At 66.2% G+C, this 26260-nt stretch carries 24 protein-coding genes and 1 pseudogene; 16 read left to right on the forward strand and 9 right to left on the reverse strand.

Annotated elements, in window-relative coordinates; translation table 11 throughout:
* From CXZ05_RS22105 to CXZ05_RS22115, 3 genes and pseudogenes are all read right to left on the reverse strand, one after another.
* Nucleotides 1-189, reverse strand: a pseudogene (locus CXZ05_RS22105) (L-asparagine permease); the annotation flags it as partial.
* 96 nt (nucleotides 190-285) lie between these two features.
* A complete protein-coding gene (locus CXZ05_RS22110) occupies nucleotides 286-1218 on the reverse strand; it encodes a glutaminase (RefSeq protein WP_102974602.1) in 933 nt (310 codons plus the stop codon).
* Nucleotides 1215-2813 (reverse strand): CdaR family transcriptional regulator, encoded by a 1599-nt coding sequence (locus CXZ05_RS22115; RefSeq protein ID WP_102974603.1) that lies wholly within the window; start codon nucleotides 2811-2813, stop codon nucleotides 1215-1217. Before CXZ05_RS22115 ends, CXZ05_RS22110 begins: the two co-directional genes overlap by 4 nt.
* Nucleotides 2814-3017: 204 nt before the next feature.
* On the opposite strand from CXZ05_RS22115, the gene CXZ05_RS22120 reads away from it, so the two are divergent.
* Nucleotides 3018-3698 carry a cyclodeaminase/cyclohydrolase family protein gene (locus tag CXZ05_RS22120; protein WP_102974623.1) on the forward strand — a complete coding sequence of 227 codons (681 nt, stop codon included), beginning with the start codon at nucleotides 3018-3020 and terminating at the stop codon, nucleotides 3696-3698.
* A 393-nt stretch (nucleotides 3699-4091) separates the two neighbouring features.
* On the opposite strand, the gene CXZ05_RS22125 is transcribed toward CXZ05_RS22120, so the two are convergent.
* Nucleotides 4092-4856 (reverse strand): MBL fold metallo-hydrolase, encoded by a 765-nt coding sequence (locus CXZ05_RS22125; protein WP_102974604.1) that lies wholly within the window; start codon nucleotides 4854-4856, stop codon nucleotides 4092-4094.
* Between the two features lie 137 nt (nucleotides 4857-4993).
* On the opposite strand from CXZ05_RS22125, the gene CXZ05_RS22130 reads away from it, so the two are divergent.
* The 5 genes from CXZ05_RS22130 to egtD all read left to right on the forward strand — a co-directional run bounded on the left by CXZ05_RS22130 (nucleotide 4994) and on the right by egtD (nucleotide 10112).
* Complete coding sequence (locus CXZ05_RS22130) at nucleotides 4994-5626, forward strand: dihydrofolate reductase family protein (protein WP_102974605.1); 633 nt, start codon at nucleotides 4994-4996, stop codon at nucleotides 5624-5626.
* Nucleotides 5627-5729: 103 nt separating this feature from the next.
* Nucleotides 5730-7022, forward strand: a complete 1293-nt coding sequence (egtA, locus tag CXZ05_RS22135; RefSeq protein ID WP_102974606.1) for an ergothioneine biosynthesis glutamate--cysteine ligase EgtA — start codon at nucleotides 5730-5732, stop codon at nucleotides 7020-7022.
* Nucleotides 7012-8361 (forward strand): ergothioneine biosynthesis protein EgtB, encoded by a 1350-nt coding sequence (gene egtB / locus CXZ05_RS22140; protein ID WP_102974607.1) that lies wholly within the window; start codon nucleotides 7012-7014, stop codon nucleotides 8359-8361. Before egtA ends, egtB begins: the two co-directional genes overlap by 11 nt.
* 3 nt (nucleotides 8362-8364) lie before the next feature.
* A complete protein-coding gene (egtC, locus tag CXZ05_RS22145; protein ID WP_102974608.1) occupies nucleotides 8365-9129 on the forward strand; it encodes an ergothioneine biosynthesis protein EgtC in 765 nt (254 codons plus the stop codon).
* Nucleotides 9126-10112, forward strand: coding sequence for an L-histidine N(alpha)-methyltransferase (gene egtD / locus CXZ05_RS22150; protein ID WP_102974609.1), 987 nt, complete (start codon nucleotides 9126-9128; stop codon nucleotides 10110-10112). The genes egtC and egtD overlap by 4 nt, the downstream gene beginning before the upstream one ends.
* Nucleotides 10113-10152: 40 nt before the next feature.
* Here egtD and CXZ05_RS22155 read toward each other — a convergent pair whose 3' ends face one another.
* Nucleotides 10153-11334: an aminotransferase class V-fold PLP-dependent enzyme gene (locus CXZ05_RS22155; RefSeq protein ID WP_102974610.1), complete on the reverse strand. Its 1182-nt coding sequence runs from the start codon at nucleotides 11332-11334 to the stop codon at nucleotides 10153-10155.
* Between the two features lie 221 nt (nucleotides 11335-11555).
* Between CXZ05_RS22155 and CXZ05_RS22160 the strand changes: the two genes are divergently transcribed.
* Together CXZ05_RS22160 and CXZ05_RS22165 are read left to right on the forward strand one after the other, a co-directional pair.
* Nucleotides 11556-12170, forward strand: a complete 615-nt coding sequence (locus CXZ05_RS22160) for a dihydrofolate reductase family protein (protein WP_102974611.1) — start codon at nucleotides 11556-11558, stop codon at nucleotides 12168-12170.
* Nucleotides 12171-12327: 157 nt separating this feature from the next.
* Nucleotides 12328-13146 (forward strand): alpha/beta fold hydrolase, encoded by an 819-nt coding sequence (locus tag CXZ05_RS22165; RefSeq protein ID WP_102974612.1) that lies wholly within the window; start codon nucleotides 12328-12330, stop codon nucleotides 13144-13146.
* A 396-nt stretch (nucleotides 13147-13542) separates the two neighbouring features.
* Here the strand turns inward: CXZ05_RS22165 and CXZ05_RS22170 are convergent, their stop codons facing one another.
* The 3 genes from CXZ05_RS22170 to CXZ05_RS22180 are packed head-to-tail and all read right to left on the reverse strand — an operon-like array spanning nucleotide 13543 to nucleotide 16832.
* Nucleotides 13543-15933, reverse strand: a complete 2391-nt coding sequence (locus CXZ05_RS22170) for an excinuclease ABC subunit UvrA (RefSeq protein WP_102974613.1) — start codon at nucleotides 15931-15933, stop codon at nucleotides 13543-13545.
* 35 nt (nucleotides 15934-15968) lie between these two features.
* Nucleotides 15969-16379: a VOC family protein gene (locus tag CXZ05_RS22175; protein WP_102974614.1), complete on the reverse strand. Its 411-nt coding sequence runs from the start codon at nucleotides 16377-16379 to the stop codon at nucleotides 15969-15971.
* Between the two features lie 9 nt (nucleotides 16380-16388).
* On the reverse strand, nucleotides 16389-16832 hold the full coding sequence (locus tag CXZ05_RS22180) for a helix-turn-helix transcriptional regulator (protein WP_102974615.1): 444 nt from the start codon (nucleotides 16830-16832) through the stop codon (nucleotides 16389-16391).
* 100 nt (nucleotides 16833-16932) lie between these two features.
* Here CXZ05_RS22180 and CXZ05_RS22185 point away from each other — a divergent pair, with 100 nt between their 5' ends.
* The 4 genes from CXZ05_RS22185 (at nucleotide 16933) to CXZ05_RS22200 (ending at nucleotide 20723) form a co-directional block, all read left to right on the forward strand.
* Nucleotides 16933-18114 (forward strand): type III polyketide synthase, encoded by a 1182-nt coding sequence (locus tag CXZ05_RS22185; protein ID WP_102974616.1) that lies wholly within the window; start codon nucleotides 16933-16935, stop codon nucleotides 18112-18114.
* Nucleotides 18115-18119: 5 nt separating this feature from the next.
* Nucleotides 18120-18836 (forward strand): class I SAM-dependent methyltransferase, encoded by a 717-nt coding sequence (locus CXZ05_RS22190; protein WP_308411016.1) that lies wholly within the window; start codon nucleotides 18120-18122, stop codon nucleotides 18834-18836.
* Nucleotides 18833-19966 carry an NAD(P)/FAD-dependent oxidoreductase gene (locus tag CXZ05_RS22195; protein WP_102974617.1) on the forward strand — a complete coding sequence of 378 codons (1134 nt, stop codon included), beginning with the start codon at nucleotides 18833-18835 and terminating at the stop codon, nucleotides 19964-19966. Before CXZ05_RS22190 ends, CXZ05_RS22195 begins: the two co-directional genes overlap by 4 nt.
* A gap of 64 nt (nucleotides 19967-20030) precedes the next feature.
* A complete protein-coding gene (locus tag CXZ05_RS22200; protein WP_102974618.1) occupies nucleotides 20031-20723 on the forward strand; it encodes a peptide deformylase in 693 nt (230 codons plus the stop codon).
* Here the strand turns inward: CXZ05_RS22200 and CXZ05_RS22205 are convergent.
* A complete protein-coding gene (locus tag CXZ05_RS22205) occupies nucleotides 20720-22807 on the reverse strand; it encodes a S9 family peptidase (RefSeq protein WP_102974619.1) in 2088 nt (695 codons plus the stop codon). The two genes, CXZ05_RS22200 and CXZ05_RS22205, sit on opposite strands and share 4 nt — an antisense overlap.
* Before the next feature lie 74 nt (nucleotides 22808-22881).
* Here CXZ05_RS22205 and CXZ05_RS22210 point away from each other — a divergent pair, with 74 nt between their 5' ends.
* The 4 genes from CXZ05_RS22210 to CXZ05_RS22225 all read left to right on the forward strand — a co-directional run bounded on the left by CXZ05_RS22210 (nucleotide 22882) and on the right by CXZ05_RS22225 (nucleotide 26129).
* Nucleotides 22882-23823, forward strand: coding sequence for a putative RNA methyltransferase (locus CXZ05_RS22210; protein ID WP_102974620.1), 942 nt, complete (start codon nucleotides 22882-22884; stop codon nucleotides 23821-23823).
* A 121-nt stretch (nucleotides 23824-23944) separates the two neighbouring features.
* On the forward strand, nucleotides 23945-24406 hold the full coding sequence (locus tag CXZ05_RS22215) for an NfeD family protein (protein ID WP_102974621.1): 462 nt from the start codon (nucleotides 23945-23947) through the stop codon (nucleotides 24404-24406).
* A gap of 103 nt (nucleotides 24407-24509) precedes the next feature.
* Nucleotides 24510-25484, forward strand: a complete 975-nt coding sequence (locus CXZ05_RS22220; protein WP_102974622.1) for an SPFH domain-containing protein — start codon at nucleotides 24510-24512, stop codon at nucleotides 25482-25484.
* Nucleotides 25485-25781: 297 nt separating this feature from the next.
* The gene (locus CXZ05_RS22225; protein ID WP_003802221.1) at nucleotides 25782-26129 is read left to right on the forward strand and encodes an RNA polymerase-binding protein RbpA; all 348 of its coding nucleotides are present in this window, start codon (nucleotides 25782-25784) and stop codon (nucleotides 26127-26129) included.
* The last annotated feature ends 131 nt before the right edge of the window (nucleotides 26130-26260 follow it).

Consider the following 26260-nt stretch of genomic DNA (forward strand, 5'->3'; position numbering starts at 1 on the left):
CCGGCCGCCGGCGCCGAGGAACAGGCCGGTGCCGATCGCGCCGCCGATGGCGATCATCTGGATCTGCCGCGGCTTCAGGCTCTTGTGGTAGCCCTTGTCCTCGGCATGGAGGGCTGCTTCCGAGGCATGCGCCTGAGGCGGGGCTGCCTGGTGCAAAGCAACCTCGCCATTGGGGTTGTCGTGGGGCATGGTGTTCCTTTCGATCCGGGATGGATTGACTGGGTGGGGGAGCTGGGTGGGGGATGGCTTACGGTTCAAGGCCGGCGCGGACGGCTGGCCTGCCGGTCAGAAAACAGACCAACCGGTGCGGTCTGAGAGATCAGCGAGCGCGGCGCTGCCCGCCAGGGAGTTGCCTTTTGCGTCCAGGCGGGGACTCCAGACGGAGATGGCGCAGTGGCCGGGGACGATGACCAGGATGCCGCCGCCCACGCCGCTTTTTCCTGGCAGTCCTACCCGGTAGGCGAATTCGCCTGCCGCGTCGTACATGCCGCAGGTCAGCATGATGGATCCAATGCGTTTCGCCTCGCTCCGGGACACCACGGTTCCCGAGGTTCCGCGGCCTTCCCGGGCGAGGAAGAGCCCGGCCTTGGCCAGTTCCACGCAGGTCATCATGATGGAGCACTGGCGGACGTAGTTTTCTACCACAGCCTCGGCAGACTGCCTGAGGTTGCCGAAGTCTTTGAGGAAGTGGGCCAGGGCCAGGTTGCGGCTGCTGCTGGAAAGCTCGCTGACCGCGGCTGCCTCGTCGATGAACGGCCCTGGTTCGCCCGTTTGTCCGGTGAGGAAGCGCAGGACCGCGCTGGCGGCGTCGGGGGTCTCTTCCATCAGACGGTCGGTGACCACCAGGGCGCCGGCGTTGATGAACGGGTTCCGCGGGATGCCGTGTTCCGCTTCCAGCTGGACCAGGGAGTTGAAGGCGGTGCCGGACGGTTCTCGCAGCACCCGCGACCACAGGGCGCCGGCACTGTCGCGACGCAGGGCCATCGCCAGGGTGAACACCTTGGAGATGCTCTGGATGGAGAAGGGGACATCCGCGTCCCCGGAGGTGAAGACCTCCCCGGCTGCGGTGGCCACAGCTATTCCGAATCTGTTGAACGGAACCGCCGCCAGGGACGGGATGTTGGCCGGAACAGAGCCGGCTTCCCTTTGCGGCCTGTGGCTGTGGACGATGTCATCGAGCATCGGGCCCAAGGGCGGTGCATCGAGTGTCGCGGTCATTTCCTGCCTCGAAGGTCTTTATGGACGGCAGCCCATTCCTGAACATGCAGCAGTGCCACAAGAGCATCGCGGGGGTTGCCGAAGTCCAGGCCGGTGACCCGGGCGGCCTTGCTGATCCTGTAGTAGACGGTGTTCTTGTGCAGTGCCATACGTTTGGCACACTCGGCGACGTCGAGTGAGGCTTCGAAGTACACAAGCAAGGTTTTCGCGAGGTCGCCGTCGTCCCGCAAAAGAGTGGAGAGGCTGCGGTGACGGAACGTCGAGGACAGAAAATTCCGGACGGCGTCACGGAAGAGGATTTCTCCCTCGAAGTCAGCCACAGTGCCGACGGTGGTGTCAGGGGAGGTGCCGACGCAGTCCAGCAGGGCCTCGGTGATCGGGGTAACCGAGTGGAGGGTCAGCAGATCCGGCGCCACTGGGCCGACTGCGGCAAAGGGGCTGATGCCCAGGTGCTTGGCGGCGTCCCGGATGATGGATTCGGCCAGGCTCCGCAGCCCGGGTTCCGCCGCGGTGGACTGGAGCCCCGGGACGATCACCGCCGTATCGCCTGCGAATTGCCCGACGACGGCGCATGCCTTGTAAGCGGCGGCGTGGATGGACGCCAGACTGGCGAGTTCGCCGTGCTTCAGTGCGGCATCATCAGCCTGCGTGTCCGCTGCGGACATTCCGATCAGGATGAGTGCGGCCGGCCGTTCCGCCGGAATTTTCGCGCTGTGGGCACTGGCGGCAGCCTCCGCGGGGCCGGACAGGATCCGCGCAATACGGTCTTCGCGCATGTGCACCGACTGCTGGTTGCGGTGCCTGATCAGCTCGGCGGAGGCCCGGGCCGCGGATCCTGTCAGCACGTAGTCAACGTCCGCGGCGAATCCGTCCCCGGTCTCCTGAAGCCAGATGTAGCCCATGATCCGGTCACCGGCGAAAAGCGTGATGGCCACGCGTTCCCGCAGTCCGTCCTGCGGCCGGGCCGGCACACGCACAGGCAGCCGGGTTCTGTGCAGTTCGCGGTAGGCCCCGAGGTCCTTGAGCAGCAGTTCGTATTTTCGGGGGCCGCGCCGGGTCAGGATGGATGCCTTGCGCAGTTCGTCGATGTCGTTTGAGACGGTGGAGTAGGCCAGGACCTTGTTGGCGGCGTCCTCGATAACCACGTGGCTGGAGGTCAGCCGTGCGGTGGTCTGGGCGATGGCAAACAGGTCCTCTTCCAGCAGAGTCAGCACTTCACTCTGATAACTGCGCGGCTGGATCCGGTCCTTGGCGATCGACAACAGCCGGTCCCAATCGGCAGCCGGGTCCACCAGCAGCAGCCCGCTGCCCGCTGCGGCCAGCAGTTCTTCGGCATCGGTCAGCTCCTCACGGGTCCCCTTGACCGCGACAACCGGTGGCGGGTTCTTCAGCAGCCGGCGCAGCGCGGGCAAAGCCGAGCGGCCGCGGACGCCGATCAGCAGGACAAAGGCTGCGCCGGCGTCGGACGTTTCATCATCGGCGTCAACGATCAGGAACCGTTCGATACCCGAACGGTCAGGGGCGGGCCGCAGGATGAGGGTGGCGAAACCCAGCGGGAAATCCGAAAGGATATCGTCCACCGTAACCGCGGTCATGGGCTTCCTTCTGCGTCGATCCGCCCGGACGGCTCTGTCCGGTCACCTCATGGTATCGAGCCGGAATTCGCGAAAATATGGAAAAGAACCCAAATGGATCCGGGGATTTTCGGGTTCCGGTCCAATGCACGTGCATTTCGAGTTCCCGGCGGGCTTGTTCTCCTGATCCTGCGGTGGGAGAGCCGCTTAGGGCACACTGGTGCCATGAGTGATGATTCGAAGGCGGTTACGACTCAGCGTTCGACGGTTGAGGATTGGACTGAGGCGTTGGCACAGTCCGTTGGTTCTCCGGGCGGCGGCGCCGGGGCGGGCGTGATGCTTGCCATCGCCGCATCATTGGCATCCATGGTTGCCGGTTACACGGAGGCTGACGGGCACCAGCTGACGGAACTGGCGGATGTCCATGCGCGGGTGCGTTCGCTGCGGGAGGCCGCCCTTCGGCTGGCCGATAAGGACGCGTCAGCGTCCCAGGCTTTCGGCGCCGCCTTCCGGCTGGATCCGGGGCCGGAACGGGAGGATGCGATACACCGGGCATCAGTGGACGCAGCCAAGGCCTCTGCCGTGCTCGGCGAGCGCGCCATCGATGCCATTGGGGACCTGGAATGGCTGGCCTCCAACGGGAACCCGGCCCTTGTTGCCGACGTCGTCGTCGCGTTCGGGGCCCTCAGGGCAGCGGTGACGGGGGCACGGACGAACGTGAGTTTCGACCTCGCTGCGCTCACCTCCGCAGGGCGCACGCTTGAACAGATTCGGGACGAGCAGCCCGCCCTGTGGGCGACAGTCGAAAACCTTGACGCCGCGGTTGACCGGATCGACCGGCTGACTGCCGAAGTGAACCACCGTTCCGCTCCTGCTGGCTCCGGCTCCCAGGGCGCAACCCCGTAGGTGAGAAGCAGCGGGACTTCAGCCGGCCGCCTGGTCCGGTTCGGACGCAGGGACAATCGTGTGACCCAGCGCGGAACCGAACAGTTCACGGGGCTCACACCCGTTGGCCCTAATCCAGAACAGCTCCCCGGAAGGCGTGGCGGTTTCCACGTAGCCCACACGGACGACCGTTCCACCCCGTTCCACCCTGACCTCTGTCCCTATGAGATCGCGCGCATCATGTGTGCTTGCTGCACTTGTCCCCGGCGTCACTGTCGGTGGCTCCTTTTCTAAACGCGATGGCCCTGTCGCCTCACGGCCAGAACCCAAATATATGAATGACATTCATTTTATACGAGGCGGACAGTGATTCCTAGCGGGGAGCCGGAGTTGCACTGGTGTGGCCGGGGCGGGCTAGCTTCGCAACGCCGCCAGTGCGTCGGCCAGAGACATCCGGAGAGCGGAGCCGTGCCCCGGCAGCACCACCGAGGCGTCGATTTCGTCCAGGCGACGGGTGGCCGCGAGCGCTTGTGCAGGGTCGGTGTGGAACATGGGGTGCAGCATCTGCGGTCCGGCTGTCCGGCTTAGCGGATGGCCGCTGACGAAGGAATCACCGACCGCTATCGCACGGGCTTCTGGAAGCAGGACCGCGACATTGCCCGGTGTATGCCCCGGAAGCAGAACGGCTTCCGGCTTGCCGGGAAGGTTCTTCAAGGTGTCGGCGGTCCAGGCCTGGGCACCCGTTGCGGGCTCTGCCTTGAGGGCTCCCGACTTGATGACATGGACCATCCAGCGGAACACGCGGGGCCGCCAGGCGCGGACGATGACCTGGCCGAACGTGACCTGGTGCTTTTCCCTCCCTTGGACGTGAGCCAGCTCTTCAGGCGCACACAGGAGGGGCGTCCCGTAGGTTTCGGCGAAGTAGGCCGCTGAACCAGTATGGTCGACGTGGCCGTGCGTGATGAGCATGGCCCGGGCGTCAGAGGGCCGCAGGCCCAGATGGCGGATGGACTCCAGGACCAGGGGACGGTCAGCGGGGTAGCCGCTGTCGATGATCATGAATCCGGTCTCGTCGCGGACCACGATCCAGTTTGATGCGGGTCCCTCGACGAAAAAGACACCGGGGGACGGCTCGGATGTTCTGGAGGAGGCCTGCCAGCCACGGGTTTGCTGCTTCACATGCACATCCTAGCCACCGGGCACAGGGCGACGGGCCGGATTTTGCCCTCGCGTGGCTACCGCAGATGTGCTTGTCTGTAGCAAGTAGCGCAGATCCGGCAGGGGTCCGCGCCCGCTGTCCGAGGAGGTGACACGCCATGAGGTTGACCACCACGACCAACGTCTCGGTTGACGGCGTCATGCAGGGGTTGGGCGGACCCGACGAGGACCGCAGCGGCGGCTTCGACCGCGGCGGATGGGCTATCCCGCTCCTCGATGCCGAAGCAGGGGACTATCTCAACCAGGTGTACGGTGGCGCGGACGCGTTCCTCTTTGGCCGCCGGACGTACGAGATCTTCGCCGGCTACTGGGGAGTGATGCCCAACCCGGCCACGAACCCGATTGCCGCCGCGCTGAACAGCCGGCCCAAGTACGTGGTGTCGGCCAGCCTGGCAGACCCGCAGTGGGCGGGCACGACTGTCCTGCGAGGCGACGTTGCCACGGCCATCGCTGAACTGAAGGCGGATCACGACGGCGAGTTGCTGGTGCCGGGCAGCGGTGCCCTCGTCAGGTGGCTGCTGGCCAATGATCTGGTCGACCAGCTCGACCTGGTCACCTATCCCGTCGTCGTCGGCCAGGGGACACGGCTGTTCCCGGATTCCGGTCCCGACATCGCGCTCGAGCTGGTCAGCTCGCGGACCACGTCCCGGGGCATCACGATCCAGACTTATAGGCCCCGCGGGCGACCGGAGTACGCGACGGCCACCGGCGACCCCGAAGACGTGTTCTAGCTGCGCTGGCGTTGGCGGATTCCGATGGCTGGACCGTTGACAAGGCCAAAAGGGGGCTGTTTAGCTTGCCGCCAGAAGACTACCGCCGTCGAAGGAGCGCCGCGTGAACTCCGCTTTGCAGGCAGGGCGTGACATCCGCCCGCTTTCCGAGTCCGAGGCCGAGGTGTATGTGGCCTCGGTTTGTTTCAAGACCGGACCGCCGGGTGCTGCCGGCGTGGAGGTCGAGCGAGTGGTCCACGACGTTGAAAATCCACAGATCCCGGTTCCGGTGGGACGGTTGAGTAAGGCCATGGCGGCATCGCCGGGGCCGCTGCCCGGCGGTGGGGTCATCACCTTTGAACCAGGAGGCCAGCTGGAGGTGAGCTCCGCCTGTGCCCCCGGTCTTCCCGCTCTGGTTGCGGCGACCCGGGCAGACCTGGCAGCCGTTGCCACCCGGCTCTCAAGGGCTGGTCTTTGCTTCGGACCTATGGCCCTGGACCCTGGCCGGCCTGCTGTGCGGTCATTGGAGCATCCGCGGTATGCGTCGATGGAACGACACTTCGACGGTTTCGGCCCAGCCGGACGAACCATGATGTGCTCCACGGCTTCCCTCCAAATTTCACTGGAAGCCGGATTCGACAGTCCGGGATCCACCGGTGCCGTGCAACGCTGGCACCGCCTCCATAGTCTCCTGCCGGTTCTCGTGGCGATGTTCGCCAATTCGCCGGTCCTTCACGGCGTCCCGAGCGGATGGTACAGCAACCGGCAACGTACCTGGCTGGACATTGACCCGACGAGGACCGCCGCGGTCCCTCGTTCAGAGGATCCGCGCCAGGCTTGGGCGCGCTACGCCCTTGATGCCCTCGTCCTGTGCATCCCGTCAGAGGAGGCATGCTGGGATTCGCCGCGGGGGCTGACGATGCGGGACTGGCTGCAGGGGAGGGGACCCAGGCCCGCAACGCTGACTGACCTGAATTACCACCTGACAACGCTTTTCCCGCCCGTGCGGCCACGCGGTTTCATGGAGCTCAGGGTGATCGACGCACAGGCGGGGCATGACTGGGAGCCGGTCACGGCGATCGTCACAGCGCTCATGGACGACGAACTTGCTGCGGATCTCGCCGCGGACGCCTGCGAACCCCTTGCTGCGCTGACCGATCCGGTGAGAACCGCCGCCCGCGACGGGCTGACGAATCCTGTGCTCGCCGCCGCTGCCATCGGTTGCGCCGAGGCCGCCCTGATGGCGCTGCCCCGGTTGGGAGCGGACGCCACAACCCGCAGTCGGGCCGAACGGTTCATGGAACGCAATACGGCGCGTGGCCGGTGCCCAGCGCAGGAGCGCCTGGATGTGTGGCGAAGAACCGGCAGCTGGTTTGCTCGACCAGGGCTTGACGAGGAGGACGACCATGCAGAGTGACCTTCCCGGAGCCCCTGCCGATTCCGAAACTCTCAGGACCTTCATCGCCGATGGGCTGGAAAGGGCCCGGAACCGAACCCATACGCTGACCGACTGCGACGACGAAGATCTTCTCAAGCAGCACTCACCGCTCATGTCACCCCTGGTCTGGGACCTGGCGCATGTAGGCAGCCAGGAGGAGCTCTGGCTGGTACGTGACGTCGGAAAGATGGAACCGCTGCGGTGCGATCTCGACCAGATGTACGACGCGTTCCAGCATCCGCGAAGCCGCCGCACGACGCTGCCGCTGCTATCGCCGCAGGAGTCACGGAAATACATTGCCCAGGTCCGCGACAAGGCGCTCGACATCCTGGAGCGGACTCCCCTGGAAGGTTCGCCGCTGGTGAACCGGGGCTTCGCCTTCGGCATGATCATCCAGCACGAGCAGCAGCACGACGAAACAATGCTCGCCACGCACCAGCTCCGGCAGGGAACTCCGGTCCTCCACGCCCATCCTTTCGTGTCCGGCGTCGGGCCCATGGACCTGCATGCCCTGCCGAAAGAGGTCCTGGTCCCTGCAGGGCCGTTCACCATGGGGACGTCGGTGGAACCGTGGGCACTGGACAACGAACGCCCGTCCCATACGGTGGACGTGCCCGCTTACTGGATCGACACCATTCCGGTGACCAACGGGGCGTACCGGCACTTCATCGACGACGGCGGGTACCGGAATCCCCGCTGGTGGACCGCGGAGGGCTGGGACCACTGCGCGGAAGCGGGGCTGGTGGCTCCCAAGTACTGGGAACGCAACGGCGACGGCTGGAGCAGGACCAGATTCGGCGTCGTCGAGCCTGTTCCGGACGATGAGCCGGTGCAGCATGTGTGCTGGTTCGAGGCTGACGCGTACGCCCGCTGGGCAGGGCGCCGGCTCCCGACGGAAGCCGAATGGGAAAAGGCGGCGCGCTTTGATCCCCGGTCCGGGCGTTCCCGGCGCTATCCCTGGGGGGACGAGGATCCTGCGCCCCAGTACGCCAATCTTGGCGGGTCCACCCTCCGCCCGGCTCCGGCCGGCTCCTTTCCCGCGGGCGCCTCGCCGTTAGGAGTTCGGCAGCTCATCGGCGACGTCTGGGAATGGGTCTCCAGCGACTTCCGCCCGTATCCCGGATTCGCCGCCTTCCCGTATCCGGAATACAGCGAGGTGTTCTTCGGGTCCGACTACAAGGTGCTCCGGGGAGGGTCCTGGGCGGCCGATCCCGCCGCCTGCAGGGGTACTTTCCGAAACTGGGACTATCCGGTCCGCCGGCAGATCTTTACCGGATTCCGCACAGCTCGCGACGCGACACCCATGGAGGGCCGCTAGCCCATGTGCCGTCATATCGCCTACATCGGGAAGCCGATGCCGCTGGCCGAGCTGCTGCTCGCCCCCGACCACGGGCTTTTGGAGCAGTCGTGGGCGCCCCGCCGCCAACGGTACGGAACAATCAACGCCGACGGATTCGGCGTTGGCTGGTACGCCCCGGACGATCCTGTGCCCGCCCGCTACCGCCGTTCCATCCCGATCTGGACCGATAGGTCCTTCGCCGACGTTGCGCGGGTTACCTCCAGCCGGGCCGTATTGGCAGCCGTCAGATCAGCGACGCCGGGAATGCCGCCGGAGGAATCAGCGGCCGCCCCGTATGCGCATGGACCGTGGCTCTTTAGCCACAACGGCCGCGTGGAAGGCTGGCCGCGTGCGGTGGAAGGACTGGCCGCTTCACTCCCGCCATCGAGACTGCTGGCCCTTGAAGCGCAGGTCGATTCTGCGCTGCTCTGGGCCCTCGTTCTGGAGCGGCTTGACGCCGGCGATGCCGCCGGGGAGGCGCTGATGCAAGTGGTGAACGCTGTCTCAGCCGTGGCTGGAGGCAGATTCAACTTTCTGCTCACAGACGGCACGGCCATCGCGGCCACAGCTGCCGGCGACAGCCTCTTTTGGCGAGGCGGCGCCGGGGGCGTCGTCGTCGCCAGCGAACCATGCGACGACGGCCCCGACTGGCAGCAGGTGCCTGACCGTTCGCTCCTGACTGCCACCGCAGGCAATGTCGAAGTACGTCCCATTCCGGCACTCACGAAGGAGCACGCAGCCCCATGAGCCTCTCGGCCGACCGCACCGACATCATTCATCACCTTCCCCCGGACCATCTGGAGCGCAGCCTGCGCGCAGATGTGCTCGCGGGTCTCAGCTCGTCACCCAAAACGCTGCCGCCCAAGTGGTTCTATGACAAACTCGGCAGCGCATTGTTCGAGCGCATCACGAACCTGCCCGAGTACTACCCGACGCGCGCCGAACGTGAAGTGCTGGAGCTCTTCGCCGCAGAGATGGCGGCCGCGAGCCCGGCAGAAACATTGATTGAACTCGGATCAGGGTCGTCCAGGAAGACCCCGCTGCTGCTGGATGCCTTGAGGGAGGCGGGATCTCTCCGCCGTTACGTCGCCGTGGACGTCAGCGATAGCGCACTGCTGGATGCACGCAATGAATTGGCTCCAGCCTTCCCGGACCTTCAGCTGGAGGCCGTGGCAGCGGACTTCGAAACCCAGCTGCACCTTCTCCCTCGATCGGGGCGCCGGATGGTGGCTTTCCTGGGCGGCACCATTGGCAATTTTGAGCCGCAGGCCAGGGCGCGCTTTCTCTCGGGCATCCGCGAGCTGCTCGGCGGCGACGGCGGTTCGCTGCTTCTTGGGACGGATCTGGTGAAATCACCTCACATTCTTGTTCCGGCCTATGCCGACGCCGAGGGGGTCACCGCGGATTTCAACCGGAACGTGCTCCGTGTCCTCAACTCGCAGCTGGGCGCCGATTTCGACGTCATGGCCTTTGACCATGTCGCAATGTGGATGCCAGAGGAAGAATGGATCGAAATGCGGCTGCGCGCCAGGAAACCGATGCTCGTTCGCCTGCCGGGAGTGGGGATGGATGTCCAGTTCCACGAAGGCGAGGAACTTCGCACGGAGATTTCCGCGAAATTCCGGATCGAGGGCATAGCCAGGGAGCTGGAATCAGCCGGTTTCTCCATTGCGGGGCAATGGACCGACAGCCAGAACCTTTATGCGATGACGCTCGCGGAGGCCTCTTAACGGGCGGCTGCGGCAACCGGTCAGCGAGCGCACACGACGCTCACCCGAGTAGGCGCACGAGCCGCTGAATCTCCGCCTCGGTGTTGTAGTAGTGCACCGAGGCCCGCACCACCATGACCGCCGCATCTGGGTTCCCGGCGGGGACAGAGATGACCTCATCCAAGGGCAGGGGAGCCACCGAGACATTGATTCGGTGATGCGCCAGTTTGGCCCTGACGGTCCCCGCATCGCTTCCCCGTACCGAAAAAGTCACGATGCCGCAGCGGGTCAGGCCGCCGTCGTGGACAGTTACCGCGGGCACCGCAGATAACGCGTTTCGCAGGAGGTCCGCGAGCCAGGCCACACGCTCCTGCACGGCGTCCAGCCCGAGGGACAGGGCATAATCGACGGCGCGGCCCAGCCCCAGCCTTCCGGCGACACCGGTCTCCCAGCTTTCAAAACGCCGCGCATCGCCGCGGATTTCGAATCCGTTGGCGCCTGAAGGAACCGCTGAATGCCCGTCCAGCATGACCGGCTCAAGCTGCTCCAGAACCGAGGCACGCACATACAGGAACGCAGTGCCGCGCGGACCGCGCAGAAACTTCCGACCGGTTCCTGCCAGCACATCGCAGCCCAGCGACTCCACGTCCACCGGCATCTGGCCCACAGACTGGCATGCGTCGAGTACAAACATCACACCGGCAGCCCGGCAGACCCTCCCCACATCCGCTGCCGGGTTAACCAGTCCGTTTGCCATGGGCACGTGGGTTAAAGCGACCATCGCAACGTTTCCGCGCTCAAGCTCCCTCTGAAGGTGCCCCACATCGACCTGCCCGTAAGGGTCGTCACGGAGAACCACAATCTCCAGGTCATGTCGACGCGCGAGCTGCCGCAGGGCGACGACGTTGCCGGAATACTCCGTACGGCCAATCAGAACCCGTGTCCCGGCGCCAAAGGGAAAGCTGTAGACCGCCGCACCCCACGCCCGGCTGCCGCTCTCGGCCAAAGCGATCTCGTTTGGCTGGGCCCCGATCAGCCGCGCCACCGACGAATACACGTTATCCAGCCGGTCAGCAGCCTCCTCGGCAGCTTCGTAGCCGCCAATATCCTCCTCACGGCGCAGATGGCCCATCACGGTCTCCGCCACCGGGCGGGACACGAGCGAGCTTCCCGCATTGTTCAGATGGGTCACGTTCTGGACGCCGCGGGTCTGTCGGCGCACCGCTTGAACATCAATGGCCATGAATCACATCCTGCCCTAATGGTGCAGGAAGTGATCGCAGCCGTGACGTGGGTGCTAGGGTGCGCCTGCCCCCGCGGCACGGCGTCCCCGCCCGCGTCCATCTCTCGACCTGCCGTGCGTTCGTGGCTAGTGTGGCACCCAGCGATGCCGATGCGGGCGGCATCCCGATCGACGCAGGGCAGAGGCGGCGTCCGGTCGCTGTTCACGCGAAGGAGCACACTGTGGGAATCCTCTCCGTCGACCTGTTTATCACCCTCGACGGCGTGTACCAGGCGCCGGGCGGCCCCGACGAGGACCGCGAAGGCGGCTTCGAGTTCGGCGGCTGGCAGGCGGCCTATTCCGACGACGAGACCGGCGAGGCCATCGTCGCCGGCATCAACCGCATGGACGCACTGCTGCTCGGACGCAAAACCTACGACATTTTCGCTGCGTTCTGGCCCACCCGGGGCGACAACGACCCGATCGCGGTGACGTTCAACGCCCTGCCGAAGTTCGTCGTGTCGCGCTCCCTGACCGACCCGGCCTGGGAGGGCACCACGGCGCTGTCGGATGTCACGGAGGTGGCCGCGCTGAAGGGCCGGTTCAACGACATCCACGTCATCGGCAGCGGCGACCTCGCACGGTCGCTGCACGAGGCCGACCTCGTCGACCGGCTGAATCTCTTCCTGTACCCGCTCACCTTCGGATCGGGTAAACGGCTGTTTGCCGACGGCACCGGCGTACCGGCGGCGTTCCGGCTCGTGCAGCCGCCGCAGGCGTTCCCGAAAGGCGCGACATTGCTGGCATACGAGCGCGCGGGCGCACCGATCACGGGCATCGACATCAGCCAGGGGTAACGGCGCGGCAGTTCCCCCGACTGCCCTGGACACAATCAGATGGGTCATGTGGGCGCAGCGTATGGATGGCCAGCCCGGGGGAGAAGCCGAGCCAGGCCACCCCGTTCGAAAACGGCATGGACTATCACTCACCAGGGGCCTAAATTAGGCTGACGCTGTGGAGTACAAAGCACGCGAAATACCGGTGCATTATGTCGAGCACGGCGACGGGGCTCCGATCCTGGTCTTACACGGTGCCGGCGTGGATCACCGCGAAATGGTCGGTGCCATGGAGCCGATATTCAGCGGGCTGACTGATTGTCGGCGCCTTTACCCTGACCTGCCGGGCATGGGGCACACGCCGGCTGGCAGCCTCGACAGTGCCGACGACGTTCTCGACCTCCTCCTCGCGTTCATAGATGGTGTGATTGGCGATGGGCAGTTCCGGCTCATAGGTCATTCCGCCGGAGCGTATTATGCCCGCGCCATCGCCGGCAGGCGCCCGGATCAGGTGGCAGGGATCGCGCTGATCTGTCCGTTGGGGGAGAACGTCCGGAATCTTCCTGCACACCAGGTCTTGCACGCCTCGGCCGATCCGAGCAAGACGCTCGGTCCGCCTGAGGAGAGCGTTTTCCGCGACTACTTTGTCGTGCAGGCGCAGTCCACGCTCGAGCGATACAAGGAGTACGTCGTCCCCGCCCTTGGCCTGGTCGACGAAGCCGGTCTCGAACGGATCGGCCAAAACTGGCAGTTCAGCAGCAGTCCCGAAGGGGGCCCACGGTACTCCCGCCCCGTTCTTATCGTCACCGGTCGCCAGGACTCCGTGGTGGGGTACGCCGGTCACTGGGATCTGCTGGAGCACTACCCGCGGGCTACATTCGCGGTGCTCGACCGCGCCGGTCATGCGCTGCCGCACGAGCAGCCTGGCCTCACCAAGGCGCTGATCACCGAGTGGCTCGACCGTGTGCGCGAGCATCGCTTTGGCACTGATCTGTGAGATCTAAGCGGTTGCATGCGGATTGCATCGCAGAGGGGAGGGTGGATCTTGCGGCAGCTGCAATAATCGATGGCCTACTTTACATAATGCTGATTATCGGCGTTGTGAGTATGGGTCCGGAAGTGGGCGCAAAAGTTCCCATGGATTGGCCATACCGCGCCACTTCTGGGCGCCAACGCAGTCCTGATCGTTTGTGTTCTTGTCGTGCCGAAGCTCGTGGATAACCCTTGGCGAGGAACGTGCCGCCAATCCAGCTCGGCGCCTCGGCTGCTTTTCCTTTCACCAGCAGTTCTCTGGAGTCCACTCCAGGAAGGCGCGTCTGCCCGGTTAGCTTGACATAACGTCGGACTCCTCCAATTTCCGGGCCCGCCGCTCCTGATTACTCAGGCTGGTCTGTCAGCTGGCGCCAACGTAGGCGGATAGATGCTCGCCGGTCAGCGTTGCACGGCCGGCAACAAGGTCAGCGGGCGATCCTTCGAAAACGATCTTGCCGCCGTCATGCCCGGCCCCTGGTCCGAGGTCGATGATCCAGTCGGCGTGCGCCATGACCGCCTGGTGATGCTCGATGACGATCACCGACTTCCCCGAGTCGACGAGCCGGTCGAGCAGGCCCAGCAGGTTTTCGACGTCGGCCAGGTGCAGGCCCGTGGTGGGTTCGTCGAGGATGTAGACGTCGCCCTTGTCTGCCATCTGGGAGGCCAGCTTAAGCCGCTGCCGCTCGCCGCCGGACAGCGTCGTGAGCGGCTGGCCGAGCGTGAGGTAACCGAGTCCGACGTCGGCCAGCCGTTCGAGGATCTTGTGGGCGGCCGGTGTACGCGCATCGCCATCTTCGAAGAACTCCTCGGCCTCCGCCACCGACATGGCCAGCACCTCGGCGATGTTCCGGCCCCCGAGCCTAAACTCCAGAACCGCCGCCTGGAACCGCTTGCCGTCGCACTCCTCGCAGGTGGTCTCGACCGTGGCCATGACACCCAGATCCGTGTAGATGACGCCGGCGCCATTGCATGTGGGGCAGGCACCCTCGGAGTTGGAGCTGAACAAAGCGGGCTTCACGCCGTTGGCCTTGGCAAACGCCTTGCGGATCGGCTCGAGCAGCCCGGTGTAGGTGGCAGGGTTGCTGCGCCGCGAACCCCGGATGCCGGTCTGGTCGATGACCACCACACCCTCGCGCTTGGCGACCGACCCGTGGATGAGAGAGCTCTTTCCGGATCCGGCAACGCCGGTAAGGACGCAAAGCACGCCAAGCGGGATGTCGACGTCGACATTCTTCAGGTTGTTCGTCGACGCGCCGCGGATCTCCAGCGCGCCGGAGGCGGAGCGCACCGCATCCTTGAGCTGCGCCCGGTCATCGAGGTGGCGGCCCGTGATGGTGTCACTCCCCCGGAGCCCGTCGACGGTGCCTTCAAAGCAGACAGTCCCGCCCCCGGTGCCGGCGCCCGGGCCGAGGTCGATGACGTGGTCGGCGATGGCGATGCTCTCCGGCTTGTGCTCAACGACAAGCACCGTGTTGCCCTTGTCACGGAGCTGCAGCAGCAGGGAGTTCATGCGCTCGATGTCGTGCGGGTGCAGGCCGATCGTGGGCTCGTCGAAGACGTACGTGACGTCCGTGAGGGACGAGCCCAGGTGGCGGATCATCTTGGTTCGCTGCGACTCTCCCCCGGACAGTGTGCCCGACGGCCGGTCCAGCGAGAGGTAGCCCAGACCGATTTCCGCGAACGAGTCCAAAAGGTGCTGCAGCCCTGCAAGCAGCGGGGCCACGGACGGCTCGTCCAGGCCCCGGACCCAGTCGGCCAGATCAGTGATCTGCATAGTGCAGACCTCGGCGATGTTCTTGCCCTTGATCTTCGACGACAGCGCTTCCTGGCTGAGCCGGGTGCCGCCGCAATCGGGACAAATCGTGAAGGTGATGGCCCGCTCCACGAAGGCGCGGACGTGCGGCTGCAGCGCGTCCACGTCCTTGGACAGCATCGACTTCTGGATCTTGGGGATGATGCCCTCGTAGGTCAGGTTGATGCCCTCGACCTTGATCTTCGTCGGCTCCTTGTAGAGCAGGTCGTGGAGCTCCTTCTTAGTGAACTTGTTGATCGGCTTGTCCATGTTGAAACCGGCCCCGCTGAAGATGCGGCCGTACCAGCCGTCCATGCTGTAGCCCGGAATGGTCAGGGCACCCCCGCTGAGCGACTTGCTGTCGTCATACAGCGCCGTAAGGTCGAAGTCGCTGACGTTGCCCATGCCTTCGCAGCGCGGGCACATGCCGCCGAGCCGGTTGAACGTCGCCTTCTCCGCCTTGGTCTTGTTGCCGCGCTCGACGGTGATTGCGCCGCTGGCCTTCACCGTCGGGATGTTGAAGGAGTAGGCGTTGGGCGAGCCGATGTGGGGCTGGCCCAGCCTGCTGAAGAGGATCCGCAGCATCGCGTTGGCGTCGGTCGCGGTGCCTACGGTGGAGCGCGGGTTGGCCCCCATCCGCTCCTGGTCGACGATGATGGCCGTCGTCAGACCCTCCAGCAAATCGACCTCAGGCCGCGACAGGGTGGGCATGAACCCCTGCACGAAGGCGCTGTACGTCTCATTGATCATCCGCTGCGACTCCGCGGCGATGGTACCGAACACCAGGGAGCTCTTGCCCGAGCCGGAGACCCCGGTGAACACGGTCAGGCGGCGCTTGGGGATCTCGACGCTGACATCCTTGAGGTTGTTCACCCGCGCGCCCTGCACACGGATCAGGTCATGGCCATCGGCGGTGTGCAGTCCGGATGACTGCGTGCCCGTCCTCGTCGTTATCGTCATCGTGTCTCCATCTGTTAAACGGATAGTAGCGGGGTTTAGCTAACCTCGTTGATGCGGATCAGGTTCCCGGCCGGATCGCGGAAGGCGCAGTCGCGGACACCATACGGCTGTTGGGTGGGCTCCTGGACCACCTCGGCGCCGCTGGCCTGCACCTTCTCGAAGGTGCCGTCCAGGTCCGGCGTGCCGAGCACCAGACGGGCGTAGGTGCCCTTGGCCATCATTTCGGTGATGGTGCGCCGTTCGTCCTCGGTGATTCCCGGGTCCGCGGCCGGCGGTTCCAGGACGATGGACGTGCCGGGCTGGTCCGGAGGACCGATGGTGAGCCAGCGCATTCCGCCGTATCCCACATCGTTGCGGAGCTCGAACCCGAGGGTGTCGCGATAGAACGCCAGGGAGGCGTCGGCGTCGTTATGCGGAAGGAATGTCCAGTGAATGGTGAGGTTCATGCCGCCAGTCTAGGTGCGGCCGGACGGGACCGCTTCTCGATTCCTGACCGGTCTGCTCACCTGTTTCACCACACATGAGGGCATGCCTGCCGCCTCCCCCGCGGCCTGCGTCCGGTACGCACTGGGCGGCATGCCGACCAGTTCGGTGAAGCGGCTGCTGAACGTCCCCAGCGAGGAACAGCCGACGGCGAAGCACACCTCCGTGACGCTGAGGTCGCCGCGCCGCAGCAGCGCCATGGCCCGCTCGATGCGCCGCGTCATCAGGTAGCTGTACGGGGGCTCGCCGTAGGCCTCCCGGAACTGCCGGCTGAGATGCCCGGCCGACATGTTCACGCCACGGGCCAGCGCCTCGACGTCCAGCGGCTGGGCGTATTCCCTGTCGATGCGGTCACGGACGCGGCGCAGCAACGCCAGATCGTCCAGGCGCTGGACTGCGGCGGGTTTGCTGGTCACAGTCGAGATGGTGCTACGTCCGGCGGGAGTTGTCCAGTGCCCCGGCCAGAGGCCAGTCCAATCCATTGTCTTAACCTGGAGTCTCGTTAAGAATGAACGAATGACGGTCTATGTGAGAGCCCTCGAAACTGCAGTTCCGCCGACTCTGCTCATCCAGCACGAGGCCCGTGACGTGTTCGCAGCCCAGCCCGGCCTGACACGCCTTGGCTCACGGCTTGTGTCCACGTGCTTTGATTCCGCCGCCATCGACACGCGGTACACGGCGGTCCGCGAACTGACCCTGGACTCCACGGCCGAAAATCCCCAGTTTTTCGATCCCGCGACCGGCCTGCTGCGCAGCCCCAGCACCAAGGCACGCAACAACCTCTTCGCCGAGGAAGCAACGAAGCTTTTCATCGACGCGGCGGACGCGGCCGTATCCAAATGCGACGGCATTGGTCCGCTGGACATCACTCACCTCATCACGGTCTCCTGCACCGGATTTTTCAACCCCGGACCGGACTACAAGATCGTCCGCGCCCTGGGCCTGAACCCCGCGGTGCAGCGCTACCACCTGGGCTTCATGGGCTGCTACGCGGCGTTTCCGGCGCTCCGTGCGGCCAAATCCTTCTGCGAGGCGGACCCGACGGCGGTTGTGCTGGTCGTGTGCGCCGAGCTGTGTTCCCTGCACGTCCGGACCTCCAACGATCCCGACACGATCATGGGATCTGCGCTGTTTGCGGACGGCGCGGCGGCTGCCGTCGTGACAGCCCGCGTGGACCTGGAGTCCCCGCCGCTGCTCCAGCTGGACCACTTCGAGACGGTCCTGACTCCCGTGGGTGAGGACTCCATGGCCTGGAACATCGGCGATGAAGGCTTCGAGATGGTGCTCGGCAACTACGTGCCGCACATCATCGACGAGCACATCGTGGGCGCGCTCGAGCCGCTGCTGGCACGCGACCGCTCCCTGCGGGAACTCGCCTACCGCGACATCACCCACTGGGCCATCCACCCCGGCGGCCGCAGCATCCTGGACAAAGTCCAGTCCCGGCTGGACCTCACCGACGAGCAGCTGCGTCCGGCCCGCGAGACACTTCGGAACTACGGCAACATGAGCAGCGCCACGGTGCTCTTCGTCCTCAAACACATCCTGGATCTTCCGTCGCAGGAAGGCGACGAACGCGTCTGCTCCATGGCGTTCGGCCCCGGGCTGACGGTGGAAACCGGGCTGTTCACCAAGGTGCAGCAGCCGGCCGGTGAGCTTGACGCCATGGCCGGCGAGGCCGAGCCGTCGCTGGCCTGACGGCCGTGCGGATCCCGGGAAGCGGCCCAGGCATTCTCGGCCTGCGGGACACGGACGCCGTCGAGGACATGGACCTTCCGGACTGCGATCCGGACCGGCTGCAGCGCACCTACGCACAGTTCGCGCTGGTCAACCGCGTGGTCTCCGGCTGGCACCGGCTGTACCGCACCAGGGTGCGCCCGCAGGTGGCCGGCGTGGGCACCGCAACGCTGCTGGACGTTGGCTGCGGCGGCGGCGACCTGGCCGTGATGCTCGCCCGCTGGGCGTCGAGGGACGGGATCCAGCTTCACGTGACGGGGATTGACCCGGATGAAAGGGCCTTCCGTTTTGCCGCCGGCCGCAAGCCCAACCCCTGCATCGAGTTCCGGCAGGCGGGCAGCGGCGATCTGCTCGCCGAGGGCAAGTCCTACGACGTCGTCATCTCCAACCACGTGCTGCACCACCTGACCGCGCCGCAGCTGCAGTCCTTCCTGGACGATTCCGCCGGGCTGGCCCGCCGCCTGGCCCTGCACAACGATCTCAGCCGAAGCGCGGCTGCCTATGCGCTGTTCAGTGCCGGCGCCCTGCCGCTCACCGGCTCCTACATCCGCAGGGACGGGCTGACCTCGATCAGGCGCAGCTACACTGTCCCGGAGCTGGCCGCCGTGGTCCCCGCCGGCTGGACGGTGGAACCGCACTCCCCCTTCCACTGCCTGCTCACCTACCGGCGGCGCCCGGCATGAGCGATGTGCTGATCGTGGGCGGCGGCCCGGTGGGGCTCTTCCTGGGTTCCCTGCTGCTGCAGCACGGCGTCGCGGTGCGGGTCCTGGAAAGGCGGACCGGACGGAATGCCCACACGAGGGCCATCGGGATCCATCCGCCGGCGCTCGCCGCGCTGGAGCGCATCGGCGTTGCCCAGGAGCTGATCGGCCGGGGCGTTCCGATCCGCCAGGGCTTCGCCGTGAGCAGCGGCCAGAGGATTGCGCACATGACATTCGCTCCGGTCTCCCACCGGTACCCGTTCGTCCTGGCCGTACCGCAGCCCGTGACGGAGGAGGTTCTGGAGCGGCGGCTCCGGGAGCTGGACGGCGGCGCCCTGCTCCGGGACGCCCGGGTGACTGGAATGCACGACGACGGCGCCCGGGTCACGCTCAGCGGCACCACTGCCGGGGCTGCCGCCAGTTACTCCGCCGCGTTCGCGGTGGGCGCCGACGGCGCCTACTCGACAATGCGGTCGCTTCTGGGGGTCGCGGCGCCGGAGAAACAGTATCCGGACCACTACCTGATGGGTGACTATCCCGAATCCAGCCCCTATGGCTGCGATGCTGCGCTGTTCCTGGAAAGCGACGGCATCGTGGAGTCCTTCCCGCTCCCCGGCGGCGTCCGCCGCTGGGTGGTCCGGCTGGGCAGCCCGCCGCCCAGCCCAGACGCGGAGCAGTTGGCGGCGCTCGTTGCCCGCAGGACCCGTGTTGCGCTGGACCCCGCTGCGAACACCATGCTCAGCAGCTTCAGTGTCCGTTCACGGCTGGCCGCGCGCCTGGTGTCCGGCCGGACGGCACTCGTCGGTGATGCGGCGCACGAGATCAGCCCCATCGGCGGGCAGGGAATGAACCTTGGCTGGCTGGACGCGGAAGCGCTGCTGCCGGCGATCCTCGCCGTCCTGCGCACGGGGCCTTCCCCTGAAGCCCTCGGGCGCTTCGATGCCTCACGACGCCGGGCGGCAGCCGCGGCCAAACGCCAGGCCGAGGTGAACATGGCGCTTGGCCGGCCGCTTCCGGTCGGTCTGCTGCGGCCCCGGAATGCGGTGATTGCCCGTGCCGCTGCTGTTCCGGCCTTCAATGCCCTCGTGGCCCGGCGCTTCACCATGCAGTAGCGCGCCACGGCACGCACGGCACGAGACTGCACGGCACAGCACAAGACAGCATTAGGCTGTCCCCATGACCCACGCTTCGCCGCCCACCTCCTATAGCCCCGCCCGCATCAGGGAAACAGTGCAGGAACTGCTGGCCGCAGAAGGCTTGCCACCCATCGTGCAGGCCGGGCACCCGGTCCTGAGGCAGCACGCCGCTCCCTTCGAGGGCCAGCTGGAACCTGACGAACTCACCCAGCTGATCGTCCTGATGCGGAAGGTCATGCACGCCGCGCCCGGCGTCGGCCTGGCGGCGCCGCAGCTGGGTGTCCCGCTGCAGCTGGCCGTCCTCGAGGACCAGTTCGAGATCGACGAGGCCACGGCTGCGGCCCGCGGCAGGGCGCCGCTGGAGTTCTTCGCCATGCTGAATCCGTCTTATTCGCGCCTGGGCAACGGGACCGCCGCCTTCTTCGAAGGCTGCCTGTCGCTCTCCGGACTGCAGGCAGTGGTGGAACGTCCCGAAAGCGTGCGGCTGGAGTACGTAACGCCCGACGGCGGGCAGGTCACCAAGGACTTCAGCGGCTGGCAGGCGCGGATCGTGCAGCACGAAACCGACCACCTGCACGGCAGGCTTTATATCGATCGGGCCGAGCTCCGGTCGCTCAGCACCAACAGCGAGTACGCCGCGCGCTGGGCCGAACCGGGCATTGGTTCCGCCAGCCGGGAGCTTGGCTTCCCGGCCGGCCGGGAGGCCAATGCGGATCAGGCAGAGGCGGTTTAGGCGGACGCGTTTTCCGGGGTGCCGATGCGGTTGCTGTCCGTCGGCAGGTACTTTGCCCACCAGGCCAGGATGTGTTCGAACCGCTGCCGCCGGTGATGCGGCGTTCCCGAGCGCGACAACTCGTGGTCCTCGCCCGGGAAGACGAGAAACGCGGAGTCGACGCCCTGCTGCTTAAGGGCGGTGAAGTAGCGCTGGCCCTGCTCCACCGGGCAGCGCAGGTCATCTTCGCTGTGGATTACCAGCGTGGGGGTCCGGACCGCGGCAACCGTTGCCATGGGGCTTTGTGCGGCCACCTGCTCGGCAGCCGAGCCAACGTATTCACCGCCAAAGAACCAGCCGATGTCTGACGAGCCCGTGAAGCTCACGGGATCAAGGAAGCCCCGTTCCACGATGGCTGCCTGGAACCGGTGGTCCTGGCTGATGGTCCACGCCGTGAGGTAGCCGCCGTAGGAACCGCCCATGATTCCCAGGGCGCCGGCGTCGAGGGAAGAGAACTTCTCGAGGCTTCCGTCCAGGAAGGCGAGCACGTCCTGCATGTCCACGGTGCCCATCCGCTCCTTGATGGACCGGCCGTGGGCCTGTCCGTATCCGGCCGAGCCGCGCGGGTTGCACATCAAAACCGCGTATCCGGCCGCGGCGTAGACCTGTGCTTCATCGAAGAACGCGGTGGTGTACTGCGCGAACGGTCCGCCGTGGATGTTCAGCAGCACGGGGTGGGGACCCTTGCCCGGCGGCAGAACCAGCCAGCCGTGGACCGGGTAGCCGTCCGGGGCGGGGAACGTCAGTTCCTGCGGTTCGATGATGCCTGCTTCTGTCCGCAGGGCGGCCGAGAAATCGCTGAGCAGGCGGAGCTGGCCGTCTTCGAGGACCCCCACATCACCCGCCGTGGCGGCGTCGCTGTAGCTGAGGAACACCGTGCCTGCACCGTCGCCGGCACCGGCGACCACCCGGTCACCATGAACGAGGAGGGAGTGGTCTCCCGTGGCGCTGAATTCGAGCAGCTCCACGGTTCCCTGGGCATTGTTGAGCACCAGCGCACTGTCTTTGCCGCGGAGGCCGATGGTGGCACCGGGCGCTTCGACGTCCATGTTCTCCGCGTCGCTCAGGGCTGTGGCGTCGCCGCCCGCTGTGGGCATGACGTAGAGGACCGTGTTCTTGGCAACGAAGTCCTGGCGGGTGCTGCCCAGGTCCTGGCCAGCGAAAAACAACCAGCGCCCGTCGGCCGACTCCCGGACGTCCGAAACGGTCTGGGCACCCAAGTTGGGCACCGGCACCAAAGCCGGTGTGCCGCCGTCGGCCGCTACTCGGTAGATCCCGGATACCAGGTCCTGGTCGGCATCCTCGTGGAGGGCCGCTACGAAGTAGATGGCGCTGCCGTCGCTGCTGAAGGTCGCGCCGGTGTGGTCGGTTGCCGACGTCGTGAGCCGGCGTGCCTCCGGGAAGCCGCCGGATTCCTCGCCGGACTGGGCCGGACGTTCACGTTCGCCGTCGCTCTTCCGGCCCGCACTGTCGCTGCGCTTGGCGGCGCGCCCCACTGGCTTGACCCAGGGTTCCCTGCCCAGCTCCGGAACTTCGAGCAGGAAAAGCTGCAGCGGCTTGTCCCGGGTGTAGCCCTCACCGTTCATCCGGTACTTGTAGTCCTGGATGAACCGGGCGTCCTCGCCGCCGGACCCGACGCCGTCGAGCGTTCCGTAACGGCCCGCCTCCGGTTCCCTTGAACCGAACACGATGCGGTTCGAATCCGGCGACCAGGCGAAGGAGCTGACGCCCATCTTTCTGTCGGTCAGGGCCTGCGGCTCCCCGCCAGCGGCCTCCACCACGTGGAGCTGGGGAGGGCCGCCGGGGGCGGCGCGGAGGAAAGCCAGTACGCGGCCATCCGGCGAAAAAGCCGGCGCTGTGTCGCGGAAGCCCCGGGTCACGCGGCGGGGAAGCTTTTCCGGGTCCCGGGGCACACTCCACAGCTGGCCGACGTAGGAGTCGGAGTCAAAGTCCGGCCGGACGACGGACACAACGGCCCTTGTGCCGTCGGGGTGCACGGCGGGGGCGGAGACGGAGTTGAGCAGCGGCAGATGTTCAGGCTTCATCCACGTGAGCCTAGCGGGTCGGGCGAGGGCAGGGAACGGCAAGTGCGGAAAACGCCTGCCCTAGGATTGACCTCATGCTCTCGCGCCTGCCCGTTCTGCTTTGCCCCGTCTGCCGCCAGGATCTCCAGCCCGTCGGCGACGGCGTCGGCGAGGGCGGCACCGACCGAGTCCGGGCGCTGGCGTGCCGGGAGCGGCACAGTTTCGACGCCGCCCGGCAGGGGTACTTCAACCTGCTGGTGGGCAAGGGAACCGCCTTCGAATCCGATACCGCCGAGATGGTCGCTGCCCGGACAGCCTTCCTCGACGCCGGCCACTACCGTCCCCTGGCCGAAGCGCTGGCACGGGCCGCCGAGCCGGCGTTGAACGGCCCCGCCCCGACGGTCCTCGACTCGGGGACAGGAACGGGCCATTACCTGCGGGCGGTCCTTGATCATCTGGACGGTCAGTTGAAGAACAGGGAACATGGTGACGGCGCCGACGGGGTGGACAGCGCCGACGGCGTGGCCGCCGTCGGGCTGGACATCTCCAAGTTCGCCCTGCGCCGCGCCGCCAAACTCAACCCGGAAGCGATCAACCTGGTGGGCGACGTCTGGCAGCCACTGCCGCTCCCGGACGCCGCCGTCGACGTCGTCACCGTGGTGTTCGCGCCCCGCAACGCGGCGGAGTTTGCCCGCGTACTCAAGCCCACGGGCAGGCTCATCGTCGTGACGCCGCGGGCCGGCCACCTCGGGGAAATCGCCAGCCGGGCCGGCATGCTGGGCATCGACCCCGGCAAGGACGAACGCTTGGCCGACGCGCTCGCGGGCCGCTTCTCGCCGCTGTCGACGCAGGACATCGACGTGGACCTGTCGCTTTCTCCCGGGGACGTGGCCAACCTGGCGCTCATGGGCCCTGCCGGCCACCACACGGACCGCGCCACACTGACCGAACGGCTGGCCGGACTTCCGCAAACCACCAGGGTCTCTGCCCGGTTCCGGATCAGTATCTTCATGCCCTCGGAAGTCCCCGCTCAATAACGGCTTGGCCACGTTCCTGTGCTGGCTGCCATTCTCCTGCCGGGCGCTCCTGCTTCGGTCTACGATGGAAGAAAGTTACTGAGGGTCTGCCCCGCAGCCCTCGGGATCAAGGGGGAACGCGATGTTTGAATGGCTTGGCCAAAACTGGTGGGCGCTGTGGCTCACTCTCTTCCTGGTGTTCGCCGCCGTGGAGATGCTGACCCTTGACCTGTTTTTCATCATGCTGGGCGGAGGCACCTTGGCCGGTCTGGTGGCCGACTTCGCCGGCGCCGACCTCTGGCTGCAGATCGTGGTGTTCTGCGTCGTCTCGCTGCTGATGATCGCGTTCGTCCGCCCGGTGACACTCAAGCACTTGCACAAGGGCGCGCCCGAACAGCGCACCAACATCGACCGCCTGATCGGCGAATCGGCGCTCGTTTTGGAGGCAGTTACGGTCACCGGTGGACGCGTGAAGATCGGCGGCGACATCTGGAGCGCCCGGTCGCAGTCCGGCGTCCTGACCGAAGGCCAGCGCGTGATCGTCTCGGCCATTGAAGGTGCGACGGCGGTCGTGTCACCTCAGGCTGAGACCGCCGTCCAGTAGGCGGCTCCCCCAGGGTTTCTGCTCCCGCCGCGGCGGAGCAGCAGATTGCGGCGAGTTTTCGCCAGGTTAGAGCTTCACTGAAAGTTGGGGACAAAGGAGAAGTATGGATAGCCCAGGAGGAATCGCACTCACGTTCGTGCTGGTGGTTCTGATCATTTTCGTCATCATCGTGCTGGTCCGCTCGGTGCGGATCGTGCCGCAGGCCCGGGCCGGCGTCGTGGAACGGCTGGGAAAGTACCAGCGGACGCTCAATCCCGGCCTGACCCTCCTCATCCCCTTTGTTGACCGGCTCCTGCCGCTGCTGGACCTGCGCGAGCAGGTGGTGTCCTTTCCGCCGCAGCCCGTGATTACCGAGGACAACCTCGTGGTGTCCATCGACACCGTGGTCTACTTCCAGGTCACCGATCCGCGCGCTGCCACCTACGAGATCGCCAACTACATCCAGGCCGTGGAGCAGCTGACCACCACCACCCTGCGTAACGTGGTGGGCGGCCTGAACCTGGAAGAGGCACTGACGTCCAGGGACCAGATCAACGGCCAGCTCCGCGGAGTCCTTGACGAAGCCACCGGCCGCTGGGGCATCCGGGTCTCCCGGGTGGAACTGAAGGCCATCGACCCGCCGCACTCCATCCAGGATTCGATGGAGAAGCAGATGAGGGCAGAACGTGACCGCCGCGCCGCGATTCTGACCGCCGAAGGAACCAAGCAGTCCGCCATCCTGACCGCCGAAGGGCAGCGGCAGGCAGCCATCCTCAAGGCCGAGGGTGACGCAAAGGCCGCCATCCTGCGCGCAGACGGTGAGGCGCAGGCCATCCAGAAGGTGTTCGACGCCATCCACAAGGGCAACCCGGACCAGAAGCTGCTGGCCTACCAGTACCTGCAGACCCTCCCGAAGCTCGCGGAAGGCTCCTCCAACAAGCTGTGGATCATCCCCAGTGAAGTCGGCGAGGCACTGAAAGGCATCGGCAGCGCTTTGGGCGGAACCAACCCTGATCCCCGGTCCGGTGACCTGTTCGGGGGCCAGGGCGGCGGGCAGTCCGACCATTCCGGCGAGGCGGCGGCCCGGACCCAGGGGTAGCGTTCCGGGGCAAGCAGAAGGGAGGCAGGCCGATTGGCCTGCCTCCCTTCTGCTTGCGCACCTATACGCGTTGCTTCGCCCGTCCGGGTTGCTACGTCCTGCCGGATTGCTGCGTCCGGCCGGAATCCGTATAATGGGATATTTGTCCGGCCGGATCAGTCCGTGCGGAACAACAATGCTTGGCGAAGCGTTTCACCTAGTGATGCTACGTGAACCACACCGTAGTCCGGAGGCACCCTCAACAGGGCCTGCGGCTAGCGCGGAGTTCGCTCCGCGAACCGATTAGAGGGAGAAATCATGAGCGATCGCAGCCTGCGAGGCATGCGTCTTGGCGCCCAAAGCATGGAGACCGAATCCGGCGTGGAGCCGGCTCCGCGTCAGCGGGTTGAGTACCGGTGCGAGGACGGTGAACAGGTTTTCGTAACCTTTTCCTCCGAAGCCGAAATTCCCCCTGTCTGGGTTTCCAAGACCGGCAAGGAAGCGCTGCTCGTTGATGGCGAACGCCCGGACACCAGCAACGAAAAGGCAGTCCGTACGCACTGGGACATGCTCCTGGAGCGCCGGTCGCTTCCCGAGCTGGAGCAGATCCTCGAAGACCGCCTCACCATTCTGCGTGAGCGCCGCGGCGAACGGCGTTCAGCCTAGCCGCTGCTAGCCGGCAGGCAGGCGCCACAGCCAAAAGGCCGGATCGGACCGGTTCTTGGTGCCAGCTAGTCGCGCGGGCTCTTGCCCGTCAGCTTCCTCCAGCGGGCGGTCAGGCCCCACTTCGTCACATT

The sequence above is a fragment of the Arthrobacter sp. AFG20 genome, assembly GCF_002892795.1.
In the GTDB taxonomy this organism is placed as follows: Bacteria; Actinomycetota; Actinomycetes; order Actinomycetales; family Micrococcaceae; genus Arthrobacter.

Excerpts from the sequence above, each read along its gene's own strand:
- CXZ05_RS22200 (WP_102974618.1), top strand. The coding sequence starts at position 20,031 with ATGACCCACGCTTCGCCGCCCACCTCCTATAGCCCCGCCCGCATCAGG.
- CXZ05_RS22120 (WP_102974623.1), top strand. The coding sequence starts at position 3,018 with ATGAGTGATGATTCGAAGGCGGTTACGACTCAGCGTTCGACGGTTGAG.
- CXZ05_RS22110 (WP_102974602.1), bottom strand. The coding sequence starts at position 1,218 with ATGACCGCGACACTCGATGCACCGCCCTTGGGCCCGATGCTCGATGAC.
- CXZ05_RS22185 (WP_102974616.1), top strand. The coding sequence starts at position 16,933 with ATGACGGTCTATGTGAGAGCCCTCGAAACTGCAGTTCCGCCGACTCTG.
- egtD (WP_102974609.1), top strand. The coding sequence starts at position 9,126 with ATGAGCCTCTCGGCCGACCGCACCGACATCATTCATCACCTTCCCCCG.
- CXZ05_RS22155 (WP_102974610.1), bottom strand. The coding sequence starts at position 11,334 with ATGGCCATTGATGTTCAAGCGGTGCGCCGACAGACCCGCGGCGTCCAG.
- CXZ05_RS22220 (WP_102974622.1), top strand. The coding sequence starts at position 24,510 with ATGGATAGCCCAGGAGGAATCGCACTCACGTTCGTGCTGGTGGTTCTG.
- CXZ05_RS22215 (WP_102974621.1), top strand. The coding sequence starts at position 23,945 with ATGTTTGAATGGCTTGGCCAAAACTGGTGGGCGCTGTGGCTCACTCTC.
- egtB (WP_102974607.1), top strand. The coding sequence starts at position 7,012 with ATGCAGAGTGACCTTCCCGGAGCCCCTGCCGATTCCGAAACTCTCAGG.
- CXZ05_RS22115 (WP_102974603.1), bottom strand. The coding sequence starts at position 2,813 with ATGACCGCGGTTACGGTGGACGATATCCTTTCGGATTTCCCGCTGGGT.
- CXZ05_RS22175 (WP_102974614.1), bottom strand. The coding sequence starts at position 16,379 with ATGAACCTCACCATTCACTGGACATTCCTTCCGCATAACGACGCCGAC.
- CXZ05_RS22170 (WP_102974613.1), bottom strand. The coding sequence starts at position 15,933 with ATGACGATAACGACGAGGACGGGCACGCAGTCATCCGGACTGCACACC.
- CXZ05_RS22210 (WP_102974620.1), top strand. The coding sequence starts at position 22,882 with ATGCTCTCGCGCCTGCCCGTTCTGCTTTGCCCCGTCTGCCGCCAGGAT.
- CXZ05_RS22205 (WP_102974619.1), bottom strand. The coding sequence starts at position 22,807 with ATGAAGCCTGAACATCTGCCGCTGCTCAACTCCGTCTCCGCCCCCGCC.
- CXZ05_RS22130 (WP_102974605.1), top strand. The coding sequence starts at position 4,994 with ATGAGGTTGACCACCACGACCAACGTCTCGGTTGACGGCGTCATGCAG.
- CXZ05_RS22225 (WP_003802221.1), top strand. The coding sequence starts at position 25,782 with ATGAGCGATCGCAGCCTGCGAGGCATGCGTCTTGGCGCCCAAAGCATG.
- egtC (WP_102974608.1), top strand. The coding sequence starts at position 8,365 with ATGTGCCGTCATATCGCCTACATCGGGAAGCCGATGCCGCTGGCCGAG.
- CXZ05_RS22195 (WP_102974617.1), top strand. The coding sequence starts at position 18,833 with ATGAGCGATGTGCTGATCGTGGGCGGCGGCCCGGTGGGGCTCTTCCTG.